This window comes from Actinoplanes sp. NPDC021490 (genome assembly GCF_055562135.1).
Genome location: NZ_JBVHFW010000001.1, coordinates 862,973 through 874,042 on the forward strand (window position 1 = coordinate 862,973; position 11,070 = coordinate 874,042).

General features: G+C 70.5%; 10 protein-coding genes. 8 read left to right on the top strand and 2 right to left on the bottom strand.

Going from position 1 to position 11,070, the window contains the following annotated elements; genetic code table 11:
* Positions 1 to 4: 4 nt before the first annotated feature.
* Positions 5 to 1,528 (bottom strand): aldehyde dehydrogenase, encoded by a 1,524-nt coding sequence (gene adh / locus ACZ3I4_RS04040; protein ID WP_465380329.1) that lies wholly within the window; start codon positions 1,526 to 1,528, stop codon positions 5 to 7.
* A 33-nt stretch (positions 1,529 to 1,561) separates the two neighbouring features.
* Positions 1,562 to 2,848: a GAF domain-containing protein gene (locus ACZ3I4_RS04045; RefSeq protein ID WP_465380330.1), complete on the bottom strand. Its 1,287-nt coding sequence runs from the start codon at positions 2,846 to 2,848 to the stop codon at positions 1,562 to 1,564.
* Between the two features lie 178 nt (positions 2,849 to 3,026).
* Between ACZ3I4_RS04045 and ACZ3I4_RS04050 the strand changes: the two genes are divergently transcribed.
* From ACZ3I4_RS04050 to mtrA, 8 genes are all read left to right on the top strand, one after another.
* Positions 3,027 to 4,406 carry a phosphomannomutase/phosphoglucomutase gene (locus ACZ3I4_RS04050; protein ID WP_465380331.1) on the top strand — a complete coding sequence of 460 codons (1,380 nt, stop codon included), beginning with the start codon at positions 3,027 to 3,029 and terminating at the stop codon, positions 4,404 to 4,406.
* Between the two features lie 57 nt (positions 4,407 to 4,463).
* A complete protein-coding gene (locus tag ACZ3I4_RS04055; RefSeq protein WP_465380332.1) occupies positions 4,464 to 4,652 on the top strand; it encodes a Trm112 family protein in 189 nt (62 codons plus the stop codon).
* Complete coding sequence (locus tag ACZ3I4_RS04060; RefSeq protein ID WP_465380333.1) at positions 4,652 to 5,878, top strand: SIS domain-containing protein; 1,227 nt, start codon at positions 4,652 to 4,654, stop codon at positions 5,876 to 5,878. Before ACZ3I4_RS04055 ends, ACZ3I4_RS04060 begins: the two co-directional genes overlap by 1 nt.
* A gap of 34 nt (positions 5,879 to 5,912) precedes the next feature.
* On the top strand, positions 5,913 to 6,860 hold the full coding sequence (locus tag ACZ3I4_RS04065) for a cation diffusion facilitator family transporter (RefSeq protein WP_465380334.1): 948 nt from the start codon (positions 5,913 to 5,915) through the stop codon (positions 6,858 to 6,860).
* A 38-nt stretch (positions 6,861 to 6,898) separates the two neighbouring features.
* The gene (gene manA, locus ACZ3I4_RS04070; protein ID WP_465380335.1) at positions 6,899 to 8,053 is read left to right on the top strand and encodes a mannose-6-phosphate isomerase, class I; all 1,155 of its coding nucleotides are present in this window, start codon (positions 6,899 to 6,901) and stop codon (positions 8,051 to 8,053) included.
* A gap of 1,092 nt (positions 8,054 to 9,145) precedes the next feature.
* Positions 9,146 to 10,006, top strand: a complete 861-nt coding sequence (locus ACZ3I4_RS04075; protein WP_465380336.1) for a DUF5753 domain-containing protein — start codon at positions 9,146 to 9,148, stop codon at positions 10,004 to 10,006.
* Positions 10,007 to 10,048: 42 nt separating this feature from the next.
* A complete protein-coding gene (locus ACZ3I4_RS04080) occupies positions 10,049 to 10,252 on the top strand; it encodes a DUF397 domain-containing protein (protein ID WP_465380337.1) in 204 nt (67 codons plus the stop codon).
* A gap of 117 nt (positions 10,253 to 10,369) precedes the next feature.
* Positions 10,370 to 11,059, top strand: a complete 690-nt coding sequence (gene mtrA / locus ACZ3I4_RS04085) for an MtrAB system response regulator MtrA (protein ID WP_089293161.1) — start codon at positions 10,370 to 10,372, stop codon at positions 11,057 to 11,059.
* Positions 11,060 to 11,070 lie beyond the last annotated feature (11 nt).

Here is an 11,070-nt window from a genome sequence, read left to right on the forward strand (position 1 = left end):
CGGCTTAGAAGAAACCCATCGCCTTGGGGCTGTACGACACGAGCAGGTTCTTGGTCTGCTGGTAGTGGTCGAGCATCATCTTGTGGTTCTCACGCCCGATGCCGGACTGCTTGTAGCCACCGAACGCGGCGTGCGCCGGGTACAGGTGGTACGAGTTCGTCCACACCCGGCCCGCCTTGATCGCGCGGCCGGCCCGGTACGCCGTGTTGATGTCCCGGGTCCACACGCCGGCGCCCAGGCCGTACAGGGTGTCGTTGGCGATCTTGATGGCGTCGGCGTAGTCCGCGAACGAGGTCACCGACACGACCGGCCCGAAGATCTCCTCCTGGAAGATCCGCATCGAGTTGCTGCCCTCGAAGATCGTCGGCTGCACGTAGTACCCGCCGGACAGGTTGCCGCCCAGGTCGGCCCGGCTGCCACCGGTGAGCACCTTGGCGCCCTCCTGCCGGCCGATGTCGAAGTAGGACAGGATCTTCTCGAGCTGGTCGTTCGAGGCCTGCGCGCCGACCTGGGTGTCGGTGTCCAGCGGATTGCCCTGCTTGAGGTTCTCGACCCGCTTGACCCCCGCGGCCAGGAAGTCGGGATAGATGCTCTGCTGGATCAGCGCGCGCGACGGGCAGGTGCAGACCTCGCCCTGGTTGAGCGCGAACATCGAGAAGCCCTCGAGCGACTTGTCGTAGAAGTCGTCGTCGAGCCGGCTCACGTCCTCGAAGAAGATGTTCGGGCTCTTGCCGCCCAGCTCCAGGGTGACCGGGATGAGGTTCTCCGAGGCGTACTGCATGATCAGCCGGCCGGTGGTGGTCTCACCGGTGAAGGCGACCTTGGCCACCCGGTTCGACGAGGCGAGCGGCTTGCCGGCCTCGACGCCGAACCCGTTGACGATGTTGAGGACGCCCGGCGGGATCAGGTCGGCGATCAGCGACATCAGGTAGTGGATCGACGCCGGGGTCTGCTCGGCCGGCTTGAGGACGACCGCGTTGCCGGCCGCCAGCGCCGGGGCCAGCTTCCAGACCGCCATCAGGATCGGGAAGTTCCACGGGATGATCTGGGCGACCACGCCGAGCGGCTCGTGGAAGTGGTAGGCGACGGTGTCGTCGTCGATCTCGCCCGCGGTGCCCTCCTGGGCCCGGATGGCCCCGGCGAAGTACCGGAAGTGGTCGATCGCCAGCGGGATGTCGGCGGCCAGCGTCTCGCGTACCGGCTTGCCGTTCTCCCAGCACTCGGCGACGGCCAGCTTCTCGAGGTTCTGCTCCATCCGGTCGGCGATCTTGTTGAGGATGTTGGCCCGTTCCGCGGTGGAGGTGCGGCCCCACGCGTCGGCCGCGCCGTGCGCGGCGTCCAGCGCCTTCTCGACGTCCTCGGCCGTGCCCCGGGCCACCTCGCAGAAGTCCTCGCCGGTGACCGGGCTCGGGTTGGAGAAATACTGTCCCTTCGCCGGGGGCACGTATTCCCCGCCGATGAAGTGGTCGTAACGCGACTCGTAGCTGACGATGGCGCCGTCGGTTCCGGGCGCGGAATATACGGTCATGCCTGCCTCCGTACCAGTGGGGTACGGCCGACGTTAGTTACGCGTACGTTGCACGGACGTTGCAAGTAGGCCGTATTCTCTCTGCAGCTCGCGGACCCTGGTCATGGCCATCGGGCGGGCCGGGGCGGTGGGGGACAGCAGCTGGGCGTACGCCTCCCAGATCTGCAGGTCGTCGGCGCCCCACGGGGAGTGCACCCAGCTCTGCAGCAGGTCGCGATCCCGGGCGGCCAGCAGCGCCGTGCGCAGGCGGTCGTCGAGCAGCCTCCGCAGCCGCACCACGCCCGGGGCGTCGGATCCGGGCAGGAGCGGTCCCGCGTACGCCTCCAGCGCCTCCGCCGTCCGCCCCTGCTCGAGCAGCCGCACGACCGTACGGAAGTCGGCTTCGACCTCGGCCCGCAACCGGTAGGGGCGGGCCTCGATCAGCTCCGGCCCGAGCGTGCGGCGCAGCCGGGACAACTCGGCGCGTACGGTCACCGGGCTCGCGTCGTCCCCGTACAGCCCGGCGCCCAGCTCGTCGCCGGTGCTGCCCTCGGGATGGGCCAGCAGCAGCACGAGCAGCTCGGAATGGCGGCGGCCCAGGCGCCACTGGCGGCCCTCGAAGGTCAGCCGGGCCTCGTTGCGACCGAGCGCCGCGACCGAGCCGGCGGTCGAGGCGGATGTCAGGTTGCCCCGCAGGTAGGCCTCGGCGGCGAGCGCGGTGGCCCGTACGAGGGCAAGGCTGTGGGGGTTGGCCAGATGATCGCCGCCGGTCACGTCGATCGCACCCAGCAACCGGCCGGTCGACGGGTCGTGGATCGGCGCCGCGGCGCACGTCCAGCTCTGCGCCGAGCGGCTGAAGTGCTCGGTCGCGAAGATCTGCAGCGGGTGGTCGATGGCCAGTGCCGTGCCGGGCGCGTTGGTGCCGGCGTGCGCCTCGTCCCACCGGGCGCCGGGCACGAAGTTCATGCTCTCGGCCCCCCGCAGCACCTTGGCCGTCCCCTCGACCCAGAGCAGCCTCCCGTACGCGTCGCAGACCGCCATCAGGTGCTCGCCGTCCTCGGCCAGACCGCCGAGCAGGTCGCGGAAGATCGGCAGGACACGCGCGAGCGGGTGGGCCGCCCGGTACGACTCGAGGCCCGCGTCGCTGAGCTCGATCGGGGCGGTGGCGTCCGGGCCCGGCAACGCGACCGCGGAGCGCTTCCAGGAGTCGGCCACGATCGACCGGATGGCCGGCCCGGCGCTCGTCTCCCCGGTCACGAACCGTTCGTGGGCGCGCCCGACCTGCCTAATACGCTCGACGGGATCGGCGCCGGAGTCGAGGGCGAGCCACGGGTTGGGCAAGGAGACACCTCCAGATCTCCATCGTGACCCGCATCACGCCCGGCGACAAGCGATGTCCGGAGGCAGTATTGATCGCGATCGGATCACGTAACAGTGACGCCTCCTCGTTGCCACCTTGCCGCCCACGCAGCTCCGCTACTCTCGGCCCGAACATCCTGAGTAGGGCCTAGGGGGCGCAGTGTCTGACCTGTCCAAGATCGTCAAGGCGTACGACGTCCGGGGCATCGTGCCGGATCAGTTCGACGAGTCGGTCGCCCGGGCCCTGGGCACGGCGTTCGTCGAGATGCTGCGCGAGTCGGGCGACAACGGCGACGAGATCGTGATCGCCCACGACATGCGCGAGTCTGGTCCCGGTCTGGCCGCCGCGTTCGCCCGCGGCGCCAACTCGGCCGGCGCCGCCGTGGTCAACATCGGCCTCGCCTCGACCGACCAGCTCTACTACGCGTCCGGCTCGCTCGGCCTGCCCGGCGCGATGTTCACCGCCAGCCACAACCCGGCGCAGTACAACGGCATCAAGCTGTGCCGCGCGGGCGCCAAGCCGGTCGGCCAGGACAGCGGCCTCGCGATCGTCCGCCAGCGCGCCCAGGCCCTGCTCGACGACCTGAACGCCGGGGCCGACGGCCCGGTCCGGGTCGAGACCCGCGAACTTCTGGGGGCGTACGCGGAGCATCTCCGTTCGCTCGTCGACCTGTCGGCCATCCGGCCGCTCAAGGTGATCGTCGACGCCGGCAACGGCATGGGTGGCTACACGGTTCCGGCCGTGCTGGGCGACCAGGTGCTGCCCGCGCTGCCGCTCGAGATCGTCCCGCTGTATTTCGAGCTCGACGGCTCGTTCCCCAACCACGAGGCCAACCCGCTCGACCCGGCCAACCTGGTCGACCTGCAGAACGCGATCCGCGAGCAGGGCGCCGACATCGGTGTCGCGTTCGACGGCGACGCCGACCGCTGCTTCATCATCGACGAGAACGGCGACCCGGTCTCGCCCTCGGCCGTCACCGCCCTGGTGGCCCGGCGCGAGCTGGCCAAGTTCCCGGGCAGCACGATCATTCACAACCTGATCACCTCGAACGCCGTGCCCGAGATCGTCAAGGAGGCGGGCGGCACGCCCGTACGCAGCCGGGTCGGCCACTCGTTCATCAAGGCCGAGATGGCCCGGACGAACGCGGTCTTCGGCGGCGAGCACTCGGCGCACTACTACTTCCGGGACTTCTGGTTCGCCGACACCGGCATGCTGGCCGCGATGCACGTGCTGGCCGCGCTGGGCGGGCAGGACCGGCCGCTGTCCGAGTTCGCCGCGGAGTACGAGCGCTACGCCGCCTCCGGTGAGATCAACTCGACGGTCGCCGATGCCACGGCCAAGGTGGCCGAGGTCCGGGCCGCGTTCCCGGCCGCGACTTTCGACGAGCTCGACGGCCTCACCGTCACCCTGCCCGACGGCTCCTGGTTCAACCTGCGGGCCTCCAACACCGAGCCGTTGCTGCGCCTGAACGTCGAGGCGGCCAAGCCGGACCGGATGGCCGCCCTCCGCGACGAGGTCCTGGCGATCGTCCGCGGTTAGGCTGGGCCTGTTTTAGGGGCGCGTCGCCTCACCTTTCCGTTATGTAAGGAGCGTTCGGTGGCCCTCGATCCGCAACTTCTGGACATCCTGGCCTGCCCGGACACGCATCACGCGCCGCTCACCCACGACGCCGAAGCGCAGACCCTGACCTGCACCGAGTGCGGGCGGGTCTTCGAGGTCCGCGACGACATCCCGGTGCTGCTGCTCGACGAGGCGCGCCCGGCGGCCGACGGGGGCAAGGCCTGATGGCGGGTCCGCTGGAGGGTGGCAGGGCCGGGGTGGCCGGGCACCGGCACGCCGACGAGTCGCTGCTCGACGACGAGAAGTCGATGCTCGCCAACGACCCGGGCGGCATGCTGCGGGCCACGGCGTCGGCGGGCGCCCAGGTGCGCGAGGCGGCCGCGCTGGCCGCCGAGACCGACCTGAGCATGCTGGCCGACGAGGGCCGCCCCCGCGCGGTCGTCGTCGCCGGCATCGGCACCGCCGGCCTGACCGGCAGCATCCTGTCGACCGCGGCCGGCCCGCGCTGCCCGGTGCCGATCATCGGGCACCGCAGCCCCGGCCTGCCCGGCTGGGTCGGCGCGGCCGACGTGGTCATCGCCGTCTCTGCCTCCGGCCGCAGCCCCGAGGCGCTGGCCGCGGCCGAGGCGGCCGCCCGCCGGGGCGCCCGGCTGGTCGCCGTGGGCAACCCCGACTCGGAGCTCGAGGCCATGGCCGCCCGCGCCCGGGCCCCGTTCTTCCCGGTGCCGCGCCGGGCGCCCGCCCGCGCCAGCCTCTGGGGCCTGGCCGTGCCGGTGCTGCTCGCCGCGCGCGCGATCGGCCTGGTCAAGGTCAACGAGGCCGACCTGGCCGAGACCGCGACCCGGCTCGACGCCGACGCCGAGCGTTGCCGGCCCGGCGCCGACTCCTTCGTCAACCCGGCCAAGGCGCTGGCGCTCGGCCTGGCCGGCTCGATCCCGATCGTCTGGGGCTCGTCGCCGCTGGCCACGGTGGCCGCCCGTCGCTTCGCCGACACGCTCGCGGCCAACGCGCGCTACCCGGTGATGGCGGGCGCGCTGGGCGAGGCCGGTCGCGGCCGCGTGGGCCTGCTCGACGGCGTCTTCGGCGGGCTCGCCGAGTCGTCGCGCGACATCTTCGCCGACCCCGACGCCGAGGAGACCGGCGCCACCCGGCTGCGGCTCGTGTTGTTCCGCGACGGCGGGCTCAACCCGGAGGACGACGCCGACGAGCCGGTCGCCGTCGAGGAGCGCCGCGCCGACGCCGTGCAGACGCTGGCCGAGCGGCGCGGGGTGCGCTGCGACGTGCTGACCGCCGAGGGCGGCTCCGCGCTCGAGCGTCTCGCCTCACTGACCGCCGTGCCCGACTTCGCCTCCCTCTATCTCGCGCTGGCGCACGGACTCGACCCGATGGCCGTGCCCGCGATCAGCGAGATGAAGGAGCTTTCGAACCCGCTCCCCGAGGGAATGCAGTGACAGTACTTTCGGACGTCACTGTGGAGTGGGCAAAATGAGCGCTGAAGGCGGCACCAAGGCGATCCTGGCGGCGTTGAGCGCCAACGTGGGCATCGCGGTCACGAAATTCGTCGCCTGGATGCTCACCAGCTCGTCGTCGATGCTGGCCGAGTCGATCCACTCGGTGGCCGACTCGGGCAACCAGCTGCTTCTGCTGGTCGGCGGCAAGCGGGCCAAGCGGCAGGCCACCCCCGAGCACCCGTTCGGCTTCGGCCGAGAACGCTATCTGTACGCGTTCATCGTCTCGATCGTGCTGTTCAGCCTGGGTGGCCTGTTCGCCCTGTACGAGGCCTGGCACAAGATCCGGGAACCGCACCCCATCGAGAGCTGGCAGTGGGTGCCGGTCGTGGTGCTGGTGGTCGCGATCGGTCTCGAGTCCTACTCGTTCATGACGGCGATCAAGGAGTCGAACCGCACCCGCGGCAAGACCTCCTGGATCGACTTCGTGCGGCGGGCCAAGGCCCCCGAGCTGCCGGTGGTGCTGCTGGAAGACTCGGGCGCCCTGCTCGGACTGGTCTTCGCGTTCTTCGGCGTCGTGCTCACCCTGATCACCGGCAACGGCGTGTGGGACGGCATCGGCACCGCGGCGATCGGCCTGCTGCTGGTGGCGATCGCGGCCGTGCTGGCCATCGAGACCAAGAGCCTGCTGATCGGCGAGGGGGCCAGCCCCGAGGCGACCCGCGCGATCGAGCAGGCCGTGCTGGCCGGCGAGGGCATCGAGCGGATCATTCACATGAAGACGCTGCACCTCGGCCCCGAGGAACTGCTGGTCGCGGTCAAGATCGCGGTGCCGAGCTCGGAACGGGCCGCCGAGGTGGCCCGGCACATCGACGAGACCGAGAAGCGCATCCGCGACGCGGTCCCGATCGCCCGCGTGATCTACATCGAGCCCGACATCTACCGCCCCGCCGAGGCCGCGACTCCCGCCCCGGCGCCCGCGTAACACCCTTCGATAAACGGACAAAAGGTTATTCTCCTGTTATGAGCGTCTATTCGCTGACCGGGGTCGTCCGGCCGTACGCCTGGGGCTCCCGCACCCTCATCGCCGAGCTCCAGGGCCGTTCCGCCCCCACCGAGCAGCCCGAGGCCGAGCTGTGGCTGGGCGCCCACCCCGGCGACCCGGCCACGGTCACCGGCCCGGACGGCCCGGTCAGCCTGGAAGCGCTCATCGCCGACGACCCCAAGGGCCAGCTCGGCCCGCCCGTACTGGATTCGTTCGGCCCGCGGCTGCCCTACCTGCTCAAGGTGCTGGCGGCCGAGACACCCCTGTCCTTGCAGGCCCACCCCGATCCCGAGTACGCCAAGCTGGCGTACGCCCGGCAGGAGGCCGACCCGGCCCTGCCGCGCAACTACACCGACGCGTACCACAAGCCGGAGATGCTGGTCGCGGTCACGCCGTTCGAGGCGCTGTGCGGCTTCCGTTCCCCCGCGACCGCCGCCGACGAGATCGAGTCGTTCGGCCTCGAGTCGCTGACCCCCGTCGTCGAGTCGCTGCGCGGGGGAGACCTGCGTACGGCGGTGCAGACCCTGCTGACGTGGCCCGCCGACGACCGCGAGGCTCTGATCGCGGCCGTCGCCTCGTCGGGCCGCTCCGAACTGGCCACCACCCTGGCCGGCCACTATCCCGGCGACCCCGGCGTGCTGGTCGCGCTGCTGCTCAACCACGTGCGTCTGGCCCCCGGCGAGGCCATCTGGATGCCGGCCGGCAACATGCACGCCTACTTGAAGGGCGCGGGCGTCGAACTGATGGCCGCAAGCGACAACGTCCTCCGCGGCGGCCTGACCCCCAAGCGAGTAGACGTCGGCGAACTCCTCAACGTCCTGCGCTTCGAGGTCCTCGACGACCCCATCCTGCCCAGCGTCGAGGTCGCCCCCGGCGTCACCACGTGGAAGGTTCCGGTCCCCGACTTCGAGCTGTTCCGCATCGAACTCGACGGCACCCGCCCGCCCACCGAGGTCCCCGCCACGGGCCCGCGCATCATCCTGGCCATCAGCGGCGACACGTTCGTCGGCGAGGCCGTCGACGGCACCCCGGTCGAACTCGCCCCCGGCGGGGCCGCTTACGCCCCCGCCGACGCCGGCGCGATCAAGGTGGCGGGCCAGGGCCAGCTCTTCGTGGCGGCGGTTCCCGCCTGACAAGCACTCGCTTTTCGCGCTGCCCGGAAGCCGTGGGCCGTCTGCTCGTGCTCGGAGTGGCGGCCTGCTTCCGTGTCTCTGGTCAGGCCACGCCTGCTCTTCCTGAGCCGGCCGGGCCCACTGTCGCCGTATGCGGGTGACTGGATCCGACTCATCCCGGGTCCCGGACGAGCCCGCCGGTACATAGCCGTTCCTCGACGAGCGGCTGAACGGTAGGCCGCAGGACGCTTGCCGCTGGGCTTCCTGACCACCGAGGGCGACCCGGCCTTTCGAGGCGGCCGCGATGCTTCGTGCCCCTACGTAATCCTGGACAGTGACCCGCCCTACCGGGGGACCTCCGACCCTATGGGCGGACGTCAAATCCTGGAGTCGAGTTTTCCACAAACGCGATGAGATCGTTTGCGGCTGTCCACAGGGTGCGCGGAGCTGTCCACAGGCCGCGTTCTACTGCTGGTCGGGCACGGGGAGTGATGCCGACGGCTTGGGAAATAGGAAATTTCCGGATTTCCTTGACAGTGGCCTGTGCGGAGTGTGAATCTATAACCACGCAGCGTCATTGGTGATCGGGGGGTCCCACGGACGCGCGCGGTACCAAACCGGGGGGATGAACGGGGCGGCGGACTTAGGTCTGCCGCCCCGTTCGCTATGGGAACACAATCTCGCCGAGCTGCCGAGCTGCCGAGCTGCCGAGCTGCCGAGCTGCCGAGCTGCCGAGCTGCCGAGCTGCCGAGCTGCCGAGCTGCCGAGCTGCCGAGCTGCCACCAAGCGCAACCCGCGCCGACCAAGCGCAACCCCGACGGGAGAGGGCGGCGCGGCACAAGGCCCGCCCGGCACTTGCGTTCGATCCGCCCCACGAGGCGTACGGGAAGATCGAAGAGGCACGAGAAGATCCGCGGCAGGGGCAAGAGCAGGGATTGAAGAGACCCCGTCCGCCCGCCGGACGGGGTCTCCCTCTCCGGGTCCCGGTGGTGTTTGCCGCCACCCCCGCACCCGTCGTCCACTCCATTACTTCATGGCCCCTGACCTGCGTGCAAGTGCAGAGTGTGCGATGCAAGTTGCAGACAGCGACCAATGTGCCGTTATGGTGTTCGCGTGGCAAGGGCGACCTCGACGGCCAGGCGTGAGCTCGGGAACGAGCTCCGGCGTCTGCGTGGCGAGCGCCGGGCGGCCGGGGTGGCGACGTCGCTGGGGTGGTCCGAGAGCAAGCTGAGCCGCATCGAGACCGCTCACACCGGCATCACCGAGCCCGATCTCGATCGTCTTCTGACGGCTTATGGCGTACGGGTCGAGGATCGTGAACGCCTTCGCGAGCTCGCGCGCCGGGGGCGGGCGCGGGCTTGGTGGACGCCGTATCGGTCGTCGGTGCCGGATCCGTACGACGAATATGTCGCGCTCGAGGCCGAGGCCGTGCTGATCAGCGAGTGGGAGACGCAGGTCGTGCCGGGGCTGCTGCAGACCGACGAGTATGCGCGGGCCGTGATCGAGGTGGGGGCCGATGTCGGGGCAGCCGAGACGATTCAGCGGCGGCTGGCCCTGCGGATGGCGCGGCAGGCGGTGCTGACCCGGGAGCCGCCGCCCATGCTGCGCGTCGTGCTGGACGAGGCGGTTCTGCATCGCGAGGTCGGCGGGCCCGAGGTGCTGCGCCGGCAGCTGGCCCGGCTGGTCGAGGCGAGTGAGCGGCCGGGCGTGGAGCTTCTGGTGCTGCCGTTCACCGCGGGGGCGCACGCGGGGATGACCGAGCCGTTCATGGTTCTGGAGTTCGAGAGCGGCACGCGGGCGCCGATCGTGCACATCGAGGGGCTCACCGGAGGTCTCTTCCGGGTGAAGCCGACCGATGTCGACGTCTACCGAGATGCGCTCTCTGACCTGCGGGAACGCGCATTGACGGCAGAAGACAGCCGAACGGCCATCGCTGAAAGGGAGGAAGCGCTCCGCCTCTTGACGGCATCGTGAGCTGAAATGGGGGTGCATTCCATCCTTGGAAGGGGACCCACGATGCAGGACGCCACTCTCACCTGGCGCAAGAGCACTCGAAGCGGAGCCGCCGGCCACTGTGTCGAGGTTGCGAACGTCCCGTCGACCGTGCTGGTGCGCGACTCGAAGAACGCCTCGGGTCCGATGCTCGCCTTCGGCGACGCGGACTGGACCGGCTTCATCGCCGGTGTGCGGGCCGGGGAGTTCGACAGGCCCGGCGCCTGATCTGTACGGCAAGCCGGTCGGGCGGTCCCTCGCGGGACCGCCCGCTTCTTTGTGAAAAGACGCAAGATCGCCCCCGGGGTACATGGGGCTCGGGAGGACAGTGCAATATTGGACCGCATGAGAGCCCGGGTACTCGTCGTCGATGACGATCCAGCGCTGGCCGAGATGCTCGGCATCGTCCTGCGAAGCGAAGGATTCCTGCCCTCGTTCGTCGCCGACGGTGAGCGCGCACTGGCCGCGTTCCGGGAGAGCCGGCCCGACATCGTCCTGCTCGACCTGATGCTGCCGGGGATGAGCGGCATCGACGTGGCGCGGGCGATCCGGGCCGAGTCGGGCATCCCGATCGTCATGCTGACCGCCAAGAGCGACACCGTCGACGTGGTTCTGGGCCTCGAGTCGGGCGCCGACGACTACGTGGTCAAGCCGTTCAAGCCCAAGGAGCTGGTGGCGCGGATGCGCGCCCGGCTGCGCCGCGGTGAGGACGCCGCGCCCGAGATGCTCACCATCGGGCCGCCGGGCAACCAGATCACCATCGACGTCCCGGCGCACACCGTGTCGCGCGACGGCGAGGAGGTGAAGCTCACGCCGCTGGAGTTCGACCTGCTGGTGGCCCTGGCTCGCAAGCCGCGTCAGGTCTTCACCCGCGAGGTGCTGCTCGAGCAGGTCTGGGGTTACCGCCACGCGGCCGACACCCGGCTGGTCAACGTGCACGTCCAGCGACTGCGGGCCAAGATCGAGCCGGACCCGGAGCGACCCGAGATCATCCTGACCGTCCGGGGGGTCGGCTACAAGGCGGGCACCGGTTAGAAGTTCGAGCG